This window comes from Trinickia symbiotica (genome assembly GCF_003028655.1).
GTDB lineage: Bacteria > Pseudomonadota > Gammaproteobacteria > Burkholderiales > Burkholderiaceae > Trinickia > Trinickia symbiotica_A.
Genome location: NZ_PYUC01000001.1, coordinates 1 through 19,156 on the forward strand (window position 1 = coordinate 1; position 19,156 = coordinate 19,156).

16 protein-coding genes are annotated in these 19,156 nt (G+C 62.8%); 10 read left to right on the plus strand and 6 right to left on the minus strand.

The annotated features are described in order from the left end of the window. The first annotated feature begins 613 nt into the window (after positions 1-613). From C9I57_RS00015 to C9I57_RS00035, 5 genes are all read left to right on the plus strand, one after another. On the plus strand, positions 614-1,528 hold the full coding sequence (locus C9I57_RS00015) for a glutaminase (RefSeq protein ID WP_107148627.1): 915 nt from the start codon (positions 614-616) through the stop codon (positions 1,526-1,528). Between the two features lie 240 nt (positions 1,529-1,768). After that, positions 1,769-2,704 carry a cation diffusion facilitator family transporter gene (locus C9I57_RS00020; RefSeq protein ID WP_107148628.1) on the plus strand — a complete coding sequence of 312 codons (936 nt, stop codon included), beginning with the start codon at positions 1,769-1,771 and terminating at the stop codon, positions 2,702-2,704. A gap of 268 nt (positions 2,705-2,972) precedes the next feature. Next, the gene (locus tag C9I57_RS00025) at positions 2,973-4,421 is read left to right on the plus strand and encodes an NfeD family protein (protein ID WP_258187420.1); all 1,449 of its coding nucleotides are present in this window, start codon (positions 2,973-2,975) and stop codon (positions 4,419-4,421) included. Beyond that, positions 4,418-5,173, plus strand: a complete 756-nt coding sequence (locus tag C9I57_RS00030; protein WP_018442194.1) for a slipin family protein — start codon at positions 4,418-4,420, stop codon at positions 5,171-5,173. The genes C9I57_RS00025 and C9I57_RS00030 overlap by 4 nt, the downstream gene beginning before the upstream one ends. 182 nt (positions 5,174-5,355) lie before the next feature. Beyond that, positions 5,356-6,684: an NCS2 family permease gene (locus C9I57_RS00035; protein ID WP_107148629.1), complete on the plus strand. Its 1,329-nt coding sequence runs from the start codon at positions 5,356-5,358 to the stop codon at positions 6,682-6,684. A 105-nt stretch (positions 6,685-6,789) separates the two neighbouring features. On the opposite strand, the gene C9I57_RS00040 is transcribed toward C9I57_RS00035, so the two are convergent. Then, positions 6,790-7,080, minus strand: a complete 291-nt coding sequence (locus C9I57_RS00040) for a DUF1488 domain-containing protein (protein ID WP_107148630.1) — start codon at positions 7,078-7,080, stop codon at positions 6,790-6,792. A gap of 305 nt (positions 7,081-7,385) precedes the next feature. On the opposite strand from C9I57_RS00040, the gene C9I57_RS00045 reads away from it, so the two are divergent. Beyond that, positions 7,386-7,685, plus strand: a complete 300-nt coding sequence (locus C9I57_RS00045) for a 2Fe-2S iron-sulfur cluster-binding protein (RefSeq protein ID WP_107149197.1) — start codon at positions 7,386-7,388, stop codon at positions 7,683-7,685. 43 nt (positions 7,686-7,728) lie between these two features. On the opposite strand, the gene hpaI is transcribed toward C9I57_RS00045, so the two are convergent. The 3 genes from hpaI to C9I57_RS00060 form a co-directional block, all read right to left on the minus strand. Continuing rightward, positions 7,729-8,529, minus strand: a complete 801-nt coding sequence (gene hpaI, locus C9I57_RS00050) for a 4-hydroxy-2-oxoheptanedioate aldolase (protein ID WP_107149198.1) — start codon at positions 8,527-8,529, stop codon at positions 7,729-7,731. Beyond that, a complete protein-coding gene (locus C9I57_RS00055) occupies positions 8,516-9,856 on the minus strand; it encodes an MFS transporter (protein ID WP_107148631.1) in 1,341 nt (446 codons plus the stop codon). The genes hpaI and C9I57_RS00055 overlap by 14 nt, the downstream gene beginning before the upstream one ends. A gap of 85 nt (positions 9,857-9,941) precedes the next feature. Then, positions 9,942-11,489: a UxaA family hydrolase gene (locus C9I57_RS00060; RefSeq protein WP_107148632.1), complete on the minus strand. Its 1,548-nt coding sequence runs from the start codon at positions 11,487-11,489 to the stop codon at positions 9,942-9,944. Positions 11,490-11,732: 243 nt separating this feature from the next. On the opposite strand from C9I57_RS00060, the gene C9I57_RS00065 reads away from it, so the two are divergent. Beyond that, positions 11,733-12,701 (plus strand): LacI family DNA-binding transcriptional regulator, encoded by a 969-nt coding sequence (locus C9I57_RS00065; RefSeq protein WP_107149199.1) that lies wholly within the window; start codon positions 11,733-11,735, stop codon positions 12,699-12,701. Between the two features lie 113 nt (positions 12,702-12,814). Here C9I57_RS00065 and C9I57_RS00070 read toward each other — a convergent pair whose 3' ends face one another. Then, a complete protein-coding gene (locus tag C9I57_RS00070; protein ID WP_107148633.1) occupies positions 12,815-13,264 on the minus strand; it encodes a MarR family winged helix-turn-helix transcriptional regulator in 450 nt (149 codons plus the stop codon). A gap of 241 nt (positions 13,265-13,505) precedes the next feature. Between C9I57_RS00070 and C9I57_RS00075 the strand changes: the two genes are divergently transcribed. Further along, on the plus strand, positions 13,506-14,993 hold the full coding sequence (locus C9I57_RS00075) for a DHA2 family efflux MFS transporter permease subunit (protein ID WP_107148634.1): 1,488 nt from the start codon (positions 13,506-13,508) through the stop codon (positions 14,991-14,993). Between the two features lie 148 nt (positions 14,994-15,141). Here C9I57_RS00075 and C9I57_RS00080 read toward each other — a convergent pair whose 3' ends face one another. Next, on the minus strand, positions 15,142-17,352 hold the full coding sequence (locus C9I57_RS00080) for a glycoside hydrolase family 3 C-terminal domain-containing protein (RefSeq protein WP_107148635.1): 2,211 nt from the start codon (positions 17,350-17,352) through the stop codon (positions 15,142-15,144). Positions 17,353-17,764: 412 nt separating this feature from the next. Between C9I57_RS00080 and C9I57_RS00085 the strand changes: the two genes are divergently transcribed. Further along, positions 17,765-18,385, plus strand: a complete 621-nt coding sequence (locus tag C9I57_RS00085; RefSeq protein ID WP_107148636.1) for a LysE family translocator — start codon at positions 17,765-17,767, stop codon at positions 18,383-18,385. Positions 18,386-18,692: 307 nt separating this feature from the next. After that, the gene (locus C9I57_RS00090) at positions 18,693-18,977 is read left to right on the plus strand and encodes a DUF3331 domain-containing protein (protein ID WP_107148637.1); all 285 of its coding nucleotides are present in this window, start codon (positions 18,693-18,695) and stop codon (positions 18,975-18,977) included. The last annotated feature ends 179 nt before the right edge of the window (positions 18,978-19,156 follow it).

A 19,156-nucleotide genomic window follows, 5' to 3' on the forward strand; every position in this document is an offset into this window, starting at 1 on the left:
ACTTGCGCTATACCGCTTCCTGATACAAGCCCAGGAACCGGCCGCGTTCGCCATCAAGCGCCCACACTTATCGGCTGTGAATTGTTAAAGATCGTTCGCTCAACCGCCTCGGCGCCGCTACCACCACTACCCTTCGGCACCGCCGTCTTGCGTTGCTGCATCAGCAGCAGAGAAGCGAGATTATGCAGCGTCACCCGCCAGTCGTCAACGAGTTTTTTGATTGCGTCGCACACTGCTCAGCGTCACATCACTCACCCGCCAACCGCTGACCGCGCGCCTCGTTGACTGCACGATGCGCGCCGCTCGCCGTTCCCCTTCCCTCTCTCGCGCCGCCGTCACCGACCGCGCGAAAGGGCGTGATTCTAGGCCGCTTCGCGAAGCGCCGCAAGCGGAAAATGCATCGCGAACGAGTGCGCCGATAACCGCAGGAGCAATCGCAACGAACCGGCCGCAATGAACCAGTCGCAGCGCCCCGCCGCGTCCCGCGAGTAGTCGCAATCCGAATGCCACGACGCTTGACGTCGGTGCCGCTTGCCGGTTCCATACGGGTCCGTCCGTCGCACGCGCCGGAAACGCGCGGTCAGCGAAGCGCAATCAACCTGGCAGACTCGTCGTGAACTATCAACCGATCCTCGAGCAGATCTACCGCGATATCGAACCGTGGCGCAACACCGGCCGCGTCGCCAATTACATTCCAGAACTCGCGAAAATTCCGGCCGAGCGTTTCGGCATGGCCGTCGTCACGCTCGATGGCCAAGTGTTCAGCGTTGGCGACGCGCAGCAAAGATTCTCGATCCAGAGCATCTCGAAGCTGTTCGCTTGTACGTTGGCGTTCCAACTACTCGGCGACGCGCTTTGGCAACGCGTCGGACGCGAGCCATCCGGTACAGCATTCAATTCGCTCGTTCAGCTCGAGACTGAACGGGGATTACCGCGCAATCCTTTCATCAACGCTGGCGCACTAGTCGTTACCGACGTCCTTTGTCGCCGTTTCGTGCGCGCCGAAACCGCGCTCGTCCAGTTCGTGCGCCGGCTGTCCGGCGTCTCCGATATCGACTACGACGCACGCGTCGCGGAATCCGAACTTCGCCACGCGGAGCGCAACCGCGCGATGGCCCACTTCATCGCCAGCTTCGGGAATTTGGACATGCCGCCCGAAGCTGTCGTCGATGCCTATTGTCGTCAATGCGCGATCGAGATGAATTGCATCGAGCTCGCTCGCGCCGCCCTCTTTCTCGCCAACGGCGGTATCGCGCCGGCCACCGGCGAGCGCATCGTCGATTCGAGCTCGGCGAAACGGCTCTCCGCGTTGATGCTGACCTGCGGCACCTACGACGCGGCGGGCGATTTCGTCTATCGCGTGGGCCTGCCAGCCAAAAGCGGCGTAGGCGGCGGCATCGTCGCCGTGCTGCCGCGCGAAATGGCGGTTTGCGTCTGGTCGCCGGGGCTCGATGCGAACAGCAACTCGCTCGCCGGCACCTTGTCGCTTGAATGGTTGACCACACTCACCAGGCAGTCGATTTTCTAACGTTGCCGGGTGGCACGGACGATGCAAGTGCGATGGGAAAGCCAAACGTAAGCCTGTCGCCCGGCCTGCTGGCACGGACCGCCGCGATACTTGGTTGATGGCATGTTCGGCGGCACGATGCGAGGCAGTGGCGAGACACAGCACTCAGCGTGCGCGCAGCGCAGTTGCCGTATGGGTCTGTGCCGGCGGCTCGCATCCACGGCGGCAGACGTTCCGGATCAATCGACGCAGAGGCCAAAGATGGCCGAATCGATCATCGTGGTCTACGGCGGAATGGCCGGCAACATTGCCGTCGCCACGACGAAATTCATCGTAGCCGGCATTACCGGCAGTTCAGCCATGCTGTCAGAGGCGATCCATTCGGTAGTGGACGCAGGCGACGGCCTTTTGCTCCTCCTCGGAATGAAACGCAGCCGGCGACCGCCGGACTCGGAGCATCCCTTCGGGTACGGCAAGGAAGTCTACTTCTGGAGTTTGATCGTCGCGGTAATGATCTTCGGCGTCGGGGGCGGCATATCGGCGTATCAGGGACTGCTGCATATATTGCATCCCGCCCCGTTGGAAGATGCGATGTGGAACTACATCGTGCTTGGCTGCGCTGCGATATTCGAAGGCGCGAGCTTCACGATCGCCTTGCGTGCCACGCTCCAGGAAAAAGGCAGTAGGCCGTTCTGGCAGGCGTTGCACTCGAGCAAGGACCCCAGCACCATAACGGTCCTCGCCGAAGACAGTGCCGACCTTCTCGGATTGCTGCTGGCGGCGATCGGCGTCTATGCCAGTCATAGATTCAATATGCCAGCGCTCGACGGAGCAGCGTCGATCGCAATCGGCCTTGTTCTGGCCGCCGTGGCCGGCCTGCTCATGTACGAAACGCGGAGCCTGCTGCTGGGCGAAGGCGTCGAGCTCGAAATTGCGCGTGCCATCCGGAAGCTGGTCCAGGAAGACTATGCGGTAGCGTCGGCCGCACAACCCCTGACGATGTACTTCGGGCCAGACGACATCTTGCTGACGCTCGACGTCAGCTTCAAGCCGGGCACATCCGGTAAGGAGATTGCGGTGGCGATCGAGCGCATCGAACGCAGCATTCAATCGCGCTTTCCGAACATCAAGCGAATCTATATCGAAGCTCGGCAGATCGCCGCGGCAGCATCCGGCGAAGGGCGACTCGGGCCGTAATGCCCCTCGACGGTCATCGCAATTAGCAAGCACAAGCGCGAGCGCATCAGCGAAGCATCGCCTACAACGCGGTCTCGCACAGATGCGCTGGCGCAGCGTCGAGTGGGCCGAGCGCGCCGGCTTCATCTGTTTCCCCTCTCACGCCCGAATCGTCCTAAGCTTTAAGCGACAAAGCGGCCTGTTGCCGCCGGCGGCGACGCTCTCGCAGCGTCTGCTCAGAACGATGGAAACCCGCCTATTGCCGTGCATGATGTCAACCGAGGTTGCAATGCACAATCGGCGCCACGCGCCAGGGATGCTGGCGCGGCTGGCCCGCGCGGCGGCTGCGCTAGCTTTGCTTCTCGCGGGCATGGCCGCATCGGCCGCCTCGCTCGAGGTCGTCGTCATTCCCGTCGCCGGTGCAATCGGCCCGGCCAGCGCCGATTTCATTTCGCGTGGCCTGGAGCGCGCCGCGCACGACGACGCGCAGCTCGCCGTCATCGAGCTCGACACGCCGGGCGGTCTCGACACGTCGATGCGTCAGATCATCAAGGCGATTCTCGCCTCTCCGGTGCCCGTGGCCACCTTCATCGCGCCGAGCGGCGCACGCGCGGCGAGCGCGGGAACGTACATCATCTACGCCAGCCACATCGCCGCGATGGCGCCAGGCACGAATCTCGGCGCGGCCACACCGATCGAGCTCGGCGTCGGCGGCAGTCCCGGCACGCCGCCCGCCGATACGGGCAAAAACGCCAGCAGCGACAAGTCCGCCTCCGCCCCAGCCGCCGTCGACACGCAATCGACGGAAGCACGCAAGCGCATCAGCGACGCCGTCGCCTACATACGAGGTCTCGCGCAGATGCGCGGACGCAATGTCGAATGGGCCGAGCGCGCCGTCCGCGAAGCGGTGAGCCTGCCGGCGCGCGAAGCCGTCGAGCAGCATGTCGTGGACATGAGCGCGCGCGACGTACCCGACCTCCTCCGGCAACTCGACGGCCGCACGATCGAAACCGCGACGGGCAGCCACCGGCTCGCGACGGCCAATGCGCGCACCGTCACGCTCGTACCCGATTGGCGCAGTCATCTGCTCTCCGTCATTACAGACCCGAACGTCGCGCTGATTCTCCTCACGATCGGCATGTACGGTCTCTTTTTCGAGTTCATGAATCCGGGCTTCGTCCTGCCCGGCGTCGCGGGCGCCATTGCGCTGCTGATCGGCCTGTTCGCCCTGCAGTTGCTGCCGATCAGCTACACCGGCCTCGCGTTGATCTTCCTCGGCATTGCGTTCCTGATCGCTGAAGCTTTCCTGCCGACGTTCGGCACGCTTGGATTCGGCGGTATCGTCGCGTTCGCGGCGGGTGCGATGATGCTTGTCAACACTGACGTGCCCGGCTACGGCGTCCCGCTCCCCGTCATCGCCGCACTGACCGTGGCGACCGGCCTTTTCGTCTTCATTGTCTCGAGCTTTGCGCTAAGGGCACGGCGACGCCCCGTCGTAACGGGCTCGGAAGCCATGGTCGGCTGCCTCGGCGAGATCATCGACGATGGTCTTTCGAGCGCGGATGGCGGCGGGTTGGGCGCGGAGGCGACGGGTTGGGCGCACGTGCGCGGCGAGCGCTGGCGCGTGCGCGCCTCGGCCGTGCTTCCCGCCGGAAGCCGCGTACGCGTGATCGGGCGCTCCGGCCTGACGCTAACCGTGGCCCCCATCGTCGATCCAAAAGAAGGAGAAACGTCATGATCGGCTTCACTTTCGGCTTCAGCAGTCTTTTGATCCTGCTGGCGATCATCGTCATCGCCTCGGCGATTCGCATCTTCCGCGAATACGAGCGCGGCGTCGTGTTTACGCTCGGACGCTTCTGGAAGGTCAAGGGGCCAGGGCTCGTCCTGATCGCGCCCATCATTCAGCAGGTAGTCCGCATCGATCTGCGTACGGTCGTCTTCGACGTGCCGCCACAGGACGTGATTACGCGCGACAACGTATCGGTCAAGGTCAACGCGGTGGTCTACTTCCGCGTCGTCGATCCGGAAAAAGCCGTCATCCAGGTCGCACGGTTCTTCGAGGCGACCAGCCAGCTTTCGCAGACCACGCTGCGTGCCGTGCTCGGCAAACACGAGCTCGATACGTTGCTCGCCGAGCGCGAAATGCTCAATGCTGATATCCAGAAGGCGCTCGACATGCAAACGGATGCCTGGGGCATCAAGGTCTCGAACGTCGAAATCAAGCACGTCGACATCAACGAATCGATGATCCGCGCAATCGCGCGCCAAGCCGAGGCTGAGCGCGAGCGGCGGGCCAAGATCATCCACGCCGACGGCGAACTGCAAGCTTCGCAGAAGTTGCTCGAAGCGGCCCAGACGCTCGCCCGGGAGCCGCAGGCGATGCAATTGCGTTATCTGCAAACGCTCACTACAATCGCCGCCGACAAGAACTCCACTATCGTTTTCCCGCTCCCTGTCGATATCCTCACCGCCGTGCTGAACCGCGGCTGACGCCCGTGCCGCCGTAGTTTCACGGCACGGCCGATGCGCGCAGCGTAGCGTCGTCCAAATAGTCGCTATTACAGTCGGCGGCTGGTTTCCGCGCGACGGCTGTGTACAGTACGGCACAACCGGACTCGACGTTTCTTCCGCACAAGATCGAACGGCTATCAGAATCAGGAGACATACCGCTCATGGAACAAGTGAAAGCCTTTTCCCCGCTCGAAGCGGCGAAGCGTTACTTCGGCCTCGAGGAAGCGGGTACCAATCTGCGCACCGAGGTGCTTGCCGGTGTAACCACGTTTCTGACGATGGCTTACATCATCTTCGTGAACCCGGCGATTCTCGGCGACGCCGGCATGCCCAAAGATTCGGTGTTCGTCGCGACCTGCCTCGTCTCCGCGCTCGCGACACTGATCATGGGCCTCTACGCGAACTATCCGATCGCGTGTGCGCCGGGAATGGGCCTCAACGCCTATTTCGCCTATACAGTCGTGAAGGGCATGGGATTCACCTGGCAAGCCGCGCTCGGCGCGGTTTTTATCTCCGGGTGTCTCTTTCTCTGCGTCACGCTTTTTCGCGTGCGAGAGATGATCGTCAACGGCATCCCGCACTCGATACGGATTTCGATTACTGCCGGCATCGGGCTTTTCCTTGCGATCATTTCGCTGAAGTCCGCAGGCATCGTCGTCGGCAACCCGGCCACGCTCGTCACGCTCGGCGACTTGCACAAGCCGGAGGTCATCCTCGCGACGATCGGTTTCTTCGCCATTGTGACGCTCGATTTCCTCAAAGTCCGCGGCGCGATTCTGATCGGGATTCTCGGCGTGACGGTGCTCTCGTTCTTCTTCGGCGGCAATCAATTTCATGGGGTGGTGTCGCCGCCGCCTTCGATCGATGCGACGCTTTTTCATCTGGATATTGGCGGCGCGCTGTCCACCGGCATTCTGAACGTCGTTCTCGTCTTCTTCCTCGTCGAATTGTTCGATGCAACGGGCACGCTGATGGGCGTCGCCAATCGCGCGGGGCTGCTCGTCGAAGGGAAGATGGATCGCCTCAACAAGGCGCTGCTTGCCGATAGCACGGCGATCGTCGCAGGCTCGATGCTCGGCACGTCATCGACCACGGCCTATATCGAAAGCGCCTCCGGGGTGCAGGCCGGCGGCCGCACCGGCGTGACGGCGATCACTGTCGCCATCCTGTTTCTCGCTTGTCTTTTCATCGCGCCGTTGGCTGGCGTCGTGCCCAGCTACGCCACGGCGCCCGCGCTGCTCTATGTTTCCTGCCTGATGCTGCGCGAGCTCGCCGCGCTGCCGTGGGACGATGCGACCGAAGCCGTCCCCGCCGCCCTGACCGCGCTCCTGATGCCGTTCACCTACTCGATCGCAAACGGCGTGGCCTTCGGGTTCATCACTTATGCAGGGTTGAAACTGCTGACTGGCCGCGCGCGGCAGGTGAAGACGATCGTCTGGATCATCGCGGCGATCTTCCTCTTCCGCTTCTTCTACCTTGGCTCGGAGTGAATGGCCGGAGCGAGCGCCGTTACCCGGCCTGTTGCGGTCCTGCGGGACTGCAACGGTGCGCCCCGTGCGACGGAGCGATTGGTTGTGGCAGCGCAGCGTGTCTTTCTAAACGCGTGCGTTCGCCACATAGAACCTGACGTAGCCGCTCCGAAGCACCACGCATTGCGCGTTCGTCTCGGACAACAAGCGCCGCGCCGCGGCCTCGATACGCGGGCGGTGAGCGTCGAATGCGCCGAGCATGTCCTCGAATCGCGGCGAAGCGGCGCCGAAATGATCTTCGAGCGCTTCTGCCGTAATCGTGCACTCCACGCGCTCGCCATCGACGAGCGCCGGAAACGCCAGGGTCAACTCACGCCCCGAATACTCGGGGATCTCTTTCGGGAATGTGATCTGCATCGGATTCGCCTTTGCCGTGACGAGTGCCGCGCCCGGAAATTGCCGCCCTCGTGAAAAAAAGCGCGGCCTGCACGGCGGAAAAGCGCGTTAGACCCGCCGCCGGTTGCATTCACTTTAGGACGTTTGCGCCAACACGCAAGTTTTACGCAAGCTTGGCGGCCAACGTCGGATTCGGCTGGCGAAATCAGGGAATGCAAGGGCGGACTAACCCTCGATGCCGGCAAAACCTCCATCTCCCATTCCGTTTCGGGTATGCTGCGGCGCCATAACGTTCGCTAGCGGCGGCGATGCCGCACAACCGCCTCATGCCCACGCCCACTCGCCCACCGCTCGTTCGCGTCGAACCACTCGGCCGCACGTTCGAAGCGCCGGCCGACTTGTCCCTGCTCGAGGCTGCCGGGTTTGCCGAGATTCGCTTGCCGAGGTCATGCCGTAATGGCACCTGTCGATCGTGTATCTGCCGCTTGGTGAGCGGGCGCGTCACCTATCGGATCGAATGGCCGGGGCTCACGAAGGAGGAAAAGGCGGAAGGCCTTGTCCTGCCTTGCGTGGCAGTCGCCGAGACGGACCTGGTTTTAGTGGTGCCAGATGCGGAAACGACGTGAATCAAGGGGTGAGCTCATGCCCGATGATTCAGTACTGTCGCGTTCAACCGAACGGTGCGTCTTCACGCCGCCCCGCCCGAACATCCATGAAATCACGTGCAAGCTTGCGCGCGGCATTCGCGAACATCAGGATGTCCACGCCCGTCGCCACGAACGTGCAGCCGAGCTCGAGGTAGTGCCGCGCCAACGCCGGGTCGGACGTGAGCGTGCCCGCGGCTTTTCCTGATGCGACGATCGTGCGAATCGCGGCGTCGATTGCGCGCTGGACATCGGGGTGCCCGGCCTTGCCCCGTTGGCCCATCGAAGCAGCCAAGTCTGCGGGGCCGATGAATACGCCGTCGACGCCGTCGACGCCGCAAATCGCTTCGAGGTTATCGAGCGCGGCGATCGTCTCGGCCTGCACGAGCAGGCAGACTTCATCGTCGGCGACGTCGAGGTAATCCGCTCGCGCGTTCCAACGCGACGCCCGGCCCACGGCGCTGCCTACTCCGCGTATGCCGTGCGGTGGATAGCGCACGGCGGCGACGAGCGCGCGCGCTTCATCCGCTGTGTTGACCATGGGAACGAGCAAAGTGCGTGCGCCAATGTCGAGCAGCCGCTTGATCGATACCGGATCGCCAGCCGCCGGCCTTACGACGGCCTCGGCTCCGTACGGCGCAACCGCCTGCAACTGCGCGAGCGTGCCGCGCAAGTCGTTCGGCGCATGCTCGTTATCGATGAGCAACCAGTCGAAGCCCGCGGTCGCGCTGACTTCGGCCAGGTACGAATCCGCCATCGAAAGCCAAAAGCCGATCTGCTTGCGGCGCGCGGCAAGCGCGGCCTTGAAGGGATTAGAAGCTGACATCTGCATTTCGCTGCTCGTGGTTGAGAGAGTTCGTCGCATGGCCGCTGGTTTGGATCGGCTCCACCCTGCCGAGCAGGAACAGATAGTTGAGGATCGCAATCCCGATCAGTGCCGACGAAACGACGAGAGCCGGCACGAACGAACCGGTAGCGGCGACGATCGCGCCCGTCACGATGGGCCCGATCACGCCGCCGAGATTCGACACCATGTTTTGCAGCCCCGCGACCATCGAGACGGCGTTCGGCGGTGCGACGTCCCCCGGCAAAGCCCATACTTGCGACGCCGCGACCGTCGTTCCCGACTTGGCGACGATGAGCAGGAGGACGGCCACCACGGCCGAATGCGCATACGCGGCGAGCCCGATGCTCGAAGCCATCACCAGGCCAATGACGAGAAAGAGCTTGCGCGTCGCGGTCAGGGAGAGCCGGCCTGACGCATAGACGCGATCGGATGCCCAACCGGCCGCGACTTCGACGACGATCGACGCCAGCAAAGGCAGCGATGCGACCCAGCCCATCTCCATCAACGTAAGGCCGCGCGCCTTGACCAAGTAGGTCGGCAACCATGTGATGAAGAAGTACGAGTTGTAGTTGATCATGAAAAAGCCGATGCACATCGCCCAAATGTTCCGATGTGCAAGCAGGCGGCGCCAGTCCGACGGCGCGGCACGCCACGCGGACCGTGCGTTTTGCCCGCTCTCGATGTGCGCGAGTTCATCGGCGTCGACGCGCTTGTTGTCCGCTGGCGAATCGGTAAACGTGATCAACCAGACCGCAAGCCAGACGATCCCGAGCAGCCCCGTCAGCACGAACGTGAGCTTCCAGTCGAAAGCGGCAAGCATCGCGGCGATGAGCGGCAACGCGACCGCACCGCCGAGCTTGGACCCGCTATCGAAGATGCCAGCCACCCTCGCGCGCTCCTGGCGCGGAAACCAGCGCGTCGCAATGCCGGCGTTGCTCGGATAGGCACCGGCCTCGCCGATACCGAGCGCCACCCGCAGCGCAACGAGCGAGCGGAAACCGCTCGCGATGCCCGTTGCGGCTGTCGCGAGCGACCACCAGAGGACTGCGAAGCCGAGTACCTTCTTCTGACCGAAGCGATCCGCCAACATGCCGGCCGGCAGTTGCAAAAGCGCGTACGACCAGAAAAACGCGGACATGACGACACCCATTTCAACCGCGCTTAGATGAAACTCCGACTGAATGCGCGGCGCGGCTGCCGACAGCACCGTGCGATCGATGTAATTGATCGCGATCGCGGCCCACATCAGCCCAGCGACCCACCATCTCACCCTCGACGGGCGCCTCCGTTGTGCTGTCTGCTGCATCTCGTGTCTCCTGTTCTATTGTGATCTATCGCGATGCTCCACTGCTCTCGTGGTCGCCCCTGGCAGCTCGGGGCAGCTCGTGGCATCAGCTCACGATGCCCATGTGCCACGGCACGAACTCATGATCTCCGAGGCCCAGCAATTCGCTTTTCGTACGCTCGCCCGACGCGGCACGCACGATGCGCTCGAAGATTTCCTGCCCCATTTCGGCAATCGAACGCTCGCCGTCGAGCACGAGCCCGCAGTTGACATCCATGTCGTCTTCGAGCCGCCTGAACATCGGGGTGTTGCTCGCGAGCTTCAGCGTGGGTGCGGGCTTGGAGCCGAACATGGAGCCTCGTCCCGTCGTGAAGCAAATGAGGTTCGCGCCGCTCGCGATCTGCCCCGTGACGGCCACCGGGTCGTAGCCGGGCGAATCCATGAATACCAACCCGGCGCGATCGATCGGCTCGGCGTATTCGTAGACAGCTTGCAGTGGCGTGGTGCCCGCCTTCATCGCGGAGCCAAGCGACTTCTCGAAGATGTTTGCAAGCCCGCCCCGCTGGTTGCCAGGTCCCACGACGCCGTTGAACTGTCCGTTGTGACCGTGCGTGTAACGCTCCCACCACGCAAGCCGATCGAGCAGCTTCTGCCCGACCTCGGGGGTTACGGCCCGCCGCGTCAACATGAATTCGACGCCATGAATCTCCGGCGTTTCGGAAAGAATCGCCGTCCCGCCGTGGCGCACGAGCAGATCCATCGCCGCGCCGAGCGCCGGGTTCGCCGTGATCCCGGAAAAGCCGTCGGAGCCCCCGCATTCAAGCCCGATCTTCAAGTGACTGACCGGCACCTGGCTGCGGACGACATCGTTAGCCGCGGGCAACATTTTCTCGACCGCCGCGATGCCGGCAGCGATCGTCGCACGCGTGCCGCCTTCGTTCTGCATGACGAGCGCATGCGTCGTGGCGCCGATCCGCAAACCTTGGGAGTCGAGCAAGTCGCCGACCTGATTGCGCTCGCAGCCGAGTCCCACGATGAGCACACCGGCGAGATTCGGATGCCGTGCGTAGCCCGCGAGCGTACGACGCAAAACATCGAAGTGCTCACTAGGCGAGGACATTCCGCAACCGCTCGTCTGCGCGAACGCGACTACCCCATCGACGTTCGGATAGGGCCGCAGTCGCTCAGCGGTAAACCACGCGGCGATTTGGTGGATGACCGTCGACGAGCAGTTGACCGACGCAATGACCCCGATGAAGTTACGCGTTGCAACTCGCCCGTCCGGCCGTACGATGCCGGCGAAAGTCGCACGTTGCGCTTGCGGAACGTAATCCACCGGCTTCACGTCGAGTCCGAAGCCTGGGTCGCAGTCGAGATGAGTCAGCGCGACGTTGTGGGTATGAACGTGCTCGCCGGCTTCGATGACACGCGCGGCCACGCCGATCACCGTGTCATATTTGCGGATCGCCTCGCCGGCGGATAAACGAACGGCCGCGATCTTGTGACCGGGCTCGATCTGCGCGCGCAAACGCACCGGTTCGCCATCGATGACTAGCCGATGCCCGATCCCGAGCGCCTCCCGCGCGATCAGGACGTTGTCGCGTGGACTGAGCCTCACGAACGGCCCATCGAAAGCAGTCTTGTTCTGCCACATGCCAGGATGTCTCCACCGGGCCGCGTCGAACGGCGGCGCACGGCTCTCTGTATTCATTCGACGAAGTGTTACCGGTATATGTAACCGGTAACACTGCGCGATGTTAGTAGGCTTCTGGGATAATTGCCAGCAATCTTTTGCACAGGATCCACCGCCTCCGTGACGAAACCCTCGATCGAAACCGCCGTCCCCGTCGCGAGTAGCGCCCTGCGGCGCTCTCGCAAAGGTACTGGCCGCGTCACGCTGAGCGATCTGGCGAAGCTCACCGGCGTCACGAAGGTCACGGTTTCGCGGGCGCTCAACAGCCCCGAGCTCGTGTCGAGCGAAACACTCGCGCGGATCCGCGAGGCGGTGCGGCAGACCGGTTACACGCCCGACCTGATCGCGGGTTCGCTCGCGTCCAACCGCAGCCGGCTCATCGTCGCATTGATCCCGGCGATGGCGGGGGGCGTCTTCCAGGAAACGGTGACCGCATTGACCACCGAGCTGGACGCGGCAGGCTATCAATTGCTGCTCGGCCAGAGCGGCTACGACGAATCACGCGAGGAAGCGCTGCTCGAGGCAATCATCGGCAGGCGTCCCGCGGGCATCGTGCTGACCGGCGTCGTGCATTCGGAAGCGTCGCGGCAAAAGCTACGCGTCTCTGGAATCCCGGTGGTCGAAACGTGGGACATCACGCGCGCGCCGCTCGACATGTTGATCGGCTTTTCGCACCAAAAAGTCGGCGAATCGGCGGCACGCTATCTGAGCGAACGCGGCGCAAAACGCCCGGCAATCGTCACGCCGGGCGACCGCCGCGCGCAATTGCGCGCCGAGGCGTTCATCGGCGCGTTCGATGGCGATTGGACGATCCCTGTCATATCGGTCGCCTCGCCGGCCTCCCTCGGCGACGGCCGCCGCGCGCTGACCCGCCTGCTCGACGAGCATCCGTCGATAGACGCCGTATTCTGTGGCGCGGACATCATGGCGCTCGGTGTCTTGATCGAAGCGCGTCACCGTGACATCGCGGTGCCCCGGCGATTGAAGGTAGTCGGCTACGGCGATCAGACTTTCGCCGTCGACACCGACCCACCGCTGACTACGATCCGCATCGACGGCACGAAGATCGGCAAGCTCGCCGCATCCATGCTCATCGCCAAAATCGAGGGGCGCGCGCAACGGCAGCGCAAGTTCGACGTCGGCTTCGAGTTGATCGAGCGGGGGTCCTGCTGAGCGCGGGGCTGAGCCCCTGCCCGAACGCGTGAACATCGCACGCGACGAATTCGGGTAGTGGTTCATACCGGCTGCGAGCGGCCCCAAAACCGACCAAATCGCTCGCTAGCTACCTATTCGACACCTTCGCCGATGCTTTCGACGAAATTCCTCCGCACCTGCTGTAACAGACGGATCAAGGTGTCCCTCTCAGCGGGCGACATGCCTTTGAACCCTTCCTCGGCAACTTCGTCGCCGACCTCGAGGACACGCGGAAAGATGCTCCGCGCTTTACGCGTGAGTCGAATCGTGAACGCACGCCGATCGGCTTCGCTCGCCGCGCGCTCGATCCACCCGTAACTTTCCATTCGGTCGAGCAATCGAGTCAATGTAATCGGCGTGATCTCGAGTAGTTCGGCGAGGCGCGCCTGGTTCATCTCGCCCCTCCAAGACAGATAGGCCAACACGCGGCTCTGCGCGCGCGTAAGCCCGAGCCGCCTAGCACGTTTGTCATAAAGGCGCCCGCACAGGCGCCCGACGTCGGTCACCAGGAAGCCCAGCCGGCTCTCGTAGCTTTTGTCCATGCGCGGATTATAGGGGAACGGGTCAGACCGGCTTGCTCGGAGTACTTTCCGGTCATCGATGAGCTCGGATATAATAAGCATGCTTATGAATTGGATCGCCGCCGCTAGCTAGTGGCGGATACGGACTGACCCGGAAAGGGCCCGCTCCGCGGAGCGTCCACAGGCGCAGCGAGCCCGACAGGAGAGTTCATTGATACAGACGTTGTCCGCGACTGAAGCGGCCCGCCCGCTGAATCGGCCCATGCTGACGGTCTCGATCATGCTGGCGACGCTCATGCAGACGCTGGATAGCACGATCGCCAACGTCGCGCTGCCTCATATGCAGGGCAGCCTGTCGGCCTCGCAGGACGAGATCACCTGGGTCTTGACTTCGTACATCGTCGCCGCTGCGATAGCCACGCCGCTCACCGGGTGGCTATCGGACCGCCTGAGCGTGAAGCGGCTGCTGACGATTTCGGTCGCCGGCTTCACGATCGCCTCGGCGTGTTGCGGCTTGTCCGAGACGCTCGCGCAAATCGTCTGCTCGCGACTGCTGCAGGGCGTCTTCGGGGCGGCGCTCGTGCCGCTTTCGCAATCGATCCTGCTCGACGTCAATCCGCGCGAGAAGCAAGGGCAGGCTATGGCGATCTGGGGAATGGGCGTGATGGTCGGCCCCATTCTAGGCCCGACGCTCGGCGGCTGGCTGACCGACAGCTATTCGTGGCGTTGGGTCTTCTTCATCAACTTGCCGATCGGTATCATGGCGCTCGCCGGCATCGCGGCGTTCTTGCCCGCGAGAGCGCCGCGGCGCGGGGTCACGTTCGACGCGTTCGGCTTCGCTACCCTTGCCCTCGCCATCGGCGCCCTGCAGGCGATGCTCGACCGGGGCGAACAACTTGACTGGTTTGGTTCGAAGGAAATCGTCGCGGAGGCATTGATCGCGTCGATCAGCTTTGCGTTTTTCGTCGCGCATACCGCAACGGCGGGCAAAGTCTCGTTCTTCAAGCGCGAACTGCTGCGCGATCCGAACTTCGCGGTCGGCACTTTCTTCATTTTTATCGTCGGCGCTGTCTTGTATGCGACGCGTGCTCTGGTTCCGCCGATGCTGCAAAATCTGATGAGCTATCCCGTCGCCGCCGCCGGGCTCGTTACCGCCCCGAGCGGCGCGGGCACGATGATCGCCATGCTGATTGCCGGGAAGTTGCTCAAGCGGATCGATTCGAGGCTGATGTTGCTCGCGGGCATGCTGATCTCGGCGTTCGCGTTGTGGCAGATGATGCACTACACCATTGTGCTCTCGGAGTCGGACATCGTTTGGCCCGGCGTCGTGCAAGGATTCGGGCTCGGCCTTGTGTTCGTGCCGCTCAGCACGCTGACATTCTCGACGCTGACGGCCGAGCTTCGTGCAGATGGCACTGCCACGTATAGCCTGATGCGCAACATCGGCAGCAGTATCGGCATTTCCATCGTCCAGACACTGATGACGCGTTACACGCAGGTATCGCATGCCGATCTCGCGGCGAACATCACCGCCTTCAACCCCGCGGTTCAGCCGCTGCTCGCATCCGGCTCGAGAATCGACATCGCCATGCTCGACCGCGGAATTACTCAGCAGGCTGCAATGATCGCGTACCTCGACGACTTCAAGCTGATGTTCGTCGCCACGCTCCTCGCCATCCCATTGCTGATTCTGATTCGCAAGCCCGGTACGCACTCGGCCGATATCGCCTCGCATGCGGCGATCGATTGATCGGGCTGCGTTTCGTGGTGACCGTTTGAGCTACCACTCGCGCTGCGCTTTGCGGAAGCCGAAATGGCTGCGCTCCAATCGCGAGCGCCGGCGCAGTGGCCGGCGCTTGCCAATCGCGCGACGTCAATCGCCGCCGCTTATCGATCGTTCATCGGCTCTGCAGGCGGATATCTCGCGACGAGGCGCCCACATAAACCGCGCTGCCGGGCACGTACTTCCATCCGTTGCTCGCCGTGTCCCAAACACTCTGCATCCGCTCCGGAATCGTCACTCGAACTTCCCTTGCTTCACCCGGTTGCAGATAAACCTTCTGCCAGCCGACAAGCCGCTTCGGCGGTTCACCGCTGTAATCGACACCGAGATAGACCTGCGGCACTTCCGCGCCGGCGACACGGCCATCGTTCTTGACGGTGAAACTTACCGTCAAGGTGTGCCCCAGCCCGGATCTGACCGAAAGGTTCGAATAGCTGAAGTGCGTGTACGAAAGGCCATAACCGAACTCGAAGAGCGGCGCGATGTTCTTCGCGTCATACCAGCGGTACCCCATGTCGAGCTTTTCGGAGTAGACGGGATCGGTCGCGAACGTGCCGTCGATGCCCCAGGTCGGCGTATCTTGATCGCGCGCGGGGAACGTGACCGGCAACTTGCCCGACGGATTGACCTTGCCGAACAGCACGTTCGCGATCGCGCGCCCGCCGCCCTCGCCCGGATACCATGCCTCGACGATCGCGGAGACCTGATCCTTCCACGGCATCAACACGGGATTGCCGCTTTCGACGATGACGATCGTATGCGGATTGGCCTTCGCGACGGCCTCGACCAACTGATCCTGATTCGTCGGGTTGGCAAGACCGAGGCTCGACAAGTCTCCGAAATCCTCGCCCGCCGGTTGCGCGACGGCGACGATGGCGACGTCGGACTGGCCCGCCAGCGTGGCCGCCTGAGCGATCTCCTGCGGCGTGTATGCCCTGAACGGCGACTGTTGATCGCTGTTGCCGGCGAAGCTCACTTGCGCCGTCGGTGCCAAGGCTTGGATCGCGCTCACGATCGGCACGTCGAGCTTGAGCCACGGATTCGTCCACCAATTGCAGCCTGTCGACGAACCGAACGTCAAGCCGCCGCATCCGGCGAACGAGCCTGTCACCGGGTCCCGCGTGTCGCCGGAGCCTCCGCCCGTGAGCACCGCCGCATCGGCATGGCCGCCGATGACGGCAATGCGCGCGAGCCCCGACGCGACGAGCGGCAATTGCCCGTTGTCGTTCTTTAGGAGAACGATCGATTGCTCCTCGGCGGCCTGTGCCAATGCGTTGGCCTTCGAAAAGTCGATCGGCGTACCGCCGGCAGGCGGATCATCGAGCACGCCCGTGCGAATCATCACATAGAGCTTGCGCCGCACCATATCGTCGAGCCGCGCCTGCGAAACGGCGTGGCTCGCAAGCGCGTCTTTGACGAGGGCTGGCGTCAGATAGACGGTTGGACCCACATCCTCTTCCTCGTCAAGGCCCGCATTGATAGCGTTTGCCGTGCTATGCGTCGCGCCCCAGTCGGACTGCACCTGCCCCTGAAAGCCCCAGTCATGCTTGAGGATCTCGCTGAGCACGTGCGAGTTCTCGCATGAGTACGTTCCGTTGACGCGGTTGTAGCTGCACATGACGCTGCCGGGGCGCGCCACTCGCGCCGCCATCTCGAACGGCAGCAGATAGAGTTCTCGCAGCGTGCGCTCGTCGATTTGACTGTTGCCGCCCATGCGCCCCGTTTCCTGCTCGTTGCCGACGTAGTGCTTGATCGTCGCAATGACTTTGTGGTCTTGCGTGCCGAACGTCCGCGCCGTCAAGATCTCGCCGGCCAGTACCGGGTCCTCGCCGAGGTATTCGAACAGTCGGCCGCCGCGCGGCTCGCGCGCGAGATTGGTGCCGCCGCCGAGCCCCATCGCGAATCCTTGTGCGCGCAACTCGTCCGCGATCACGGCACCGAACCGATAAGCGAGCGGACGGTCCCAGCTTGCCGCCAACGCGATCGTGGCCGGGAATGTCGTGCTCGGCTGCGTGGTGCTGCCCGAGCCCGTTGCCGAATCCACCATGTCGAGGCTCGGAATGCCAAGGCGCGGGACGCCCTGGATATAACCCGCCCCGCCGCCCGGCACCTGACTCATTTCGTACTCCGAATGAATCATCTGCAGCTTTTCGTCGAGCGTCATCTGCTCGAGCAGTTTCTCCGCGCGCCGGTGAGCAGCGAAATCGGCACCGGGCGATGCCGCCGAATGGGGGAAGGGAAGTTCTGCATTGTCGCTCTCGCCCGCATGGGCGCTAGCGCAGACAGCCGCCAACAGCAACGCTATTGGCCAACGATTGACCTGCATGTGTCTCTCCATGTGCGTTGATCTGATTTACGGACAGCACCGGATTTCGCTGGCAACGGATTGACCGCCTCGGACGCCAGGCAGGCACCGGCAACCTTGATGCAGGGAATCGCAACCTCACTCGCGAGGCCTCGACGACCAGCCGACGACTCGAGCGATGTAGCCAAATTTCATATCGTCCTATCTTATGCAAGTAATCCAGCTACATGATCAGTGTTTACCCGTAAGGAACGGTATGACGTGCAAAACGGCGGCTGGCTGCGCAAGGGCCATGCCTGGCGCGGTTTCCAGACGGTTTGCCACTGGAGCGGCGCGACCGTACCGATATTTATGCGAGCAACCGTATCGGTACCGTACCGGTCAGACTGGATAGACTGCGGTCATCCCGATCATCGATAAGGACGAGCCGCCGATGCCTCCCACTGTTTATGCCGTCCTGCCCGCAGCAATGACATTCGCGCTCGTCATGTCGATCACCCCCGGCCCGAACAACACGATGCTGTTGGCGTCCGGCGTCAACTTCGGCTTTCGCAGGACATTGCCGCATATGGCCGGAATCACTTTCGGCTGCACCGTGATGATGGTCGCGATCGGGCTCGGGCTTGGCCAGCTATTCGAGCGCGTGCCCGGTCTCTACACCGCGCTCGAGGCGGCAAGCGTCGCTTACTTGCTTTATCTTGCGTGGAAGATTGCGACGTCGCGCTCGTTGTCAATCTCGAACGCCAACCCGCGGCCGATGACGTTCCTTCAAGCCGCGGCGTTTCAATGGGTGAACCCCAAGGCCTGGATGATGGCGCTGACGGGCGTGACGGCGTTTCGGCTCAACGACGATCTGCTGATCAACGCAGTCTCACTGGCGACTGCCTTTGCGATCGTGAACTTGCCGAGCGTCTCCGTCTGGGCCGCGTTTGGCGTCGCAGTCCGGCGACTGCTATCGAGCTCGGCGGTTTTGCGCGCGTTCAACTGGACAATGGCGGCGTTGCTGGTGGCGTCGATCTTGCCCACGCTCAAACATGGCTTGCATTCGCTGTAACGGCCGGCCCCGGAGGTCGGGGCGTGTGCGAAACACTGTATTGACGAAGTGCGACGACGTGTCGCTGACGCATCCGGGCGACGCCGTCAAGCCGAATTAGCCCTACATGGCGACATCGATCGCAACGTTCGACCAGACAATGCCGGCGAAATGCCGCGGAATTGGGCAACGTTTGCGAACAATCGGACAAATCGGCCCGCTGCAGCCGCCGTTGTTGCGAAATTCAAAATTGTGTTTCTCGCGATATGGCGATGGTTCTTGCCGCTTGGGGCGAATACATTAAGGGGGCTCGTTTCAAGGAACAGAAATGAGGACCAAAAAATCCCCCGCTCCCGATCTTAGTCGCGTCCAGATCCAGATTCTCGAACAGTCTGAAAACACGCTCGTCATTCGCTGGGTAGAACCGGGCCGCTGCCATTACGGTGAGCAGCGCTGGCGCCGTCGCTCGGCCAATGCTTCGGGCACCTGCATCGTTTCACGTCGCGCGATTCGACGTGGAGATGCAGTCTTCCGGCCCGCTGAGCGTCCCGCACCGGCCAACGCGGCAGCCATGATTTCCGTCGAGGCATTCGAGGGATTGCCGAAGAAGTAAGCGCACCGTTCGATCGATTGGGTCGCCCGACTCCCTTCGTCCGTCGTTCATGCTTTCGACTGGTTGACGGAAACTGACATCGCTTTCCAGCATCGTAACGATCCGTAAAACGATCCTAATCGAATCCGCCAGATCGTAATTGGGCCTTAAGGTTGCTGCACTATCCTTTTTGTCACCGC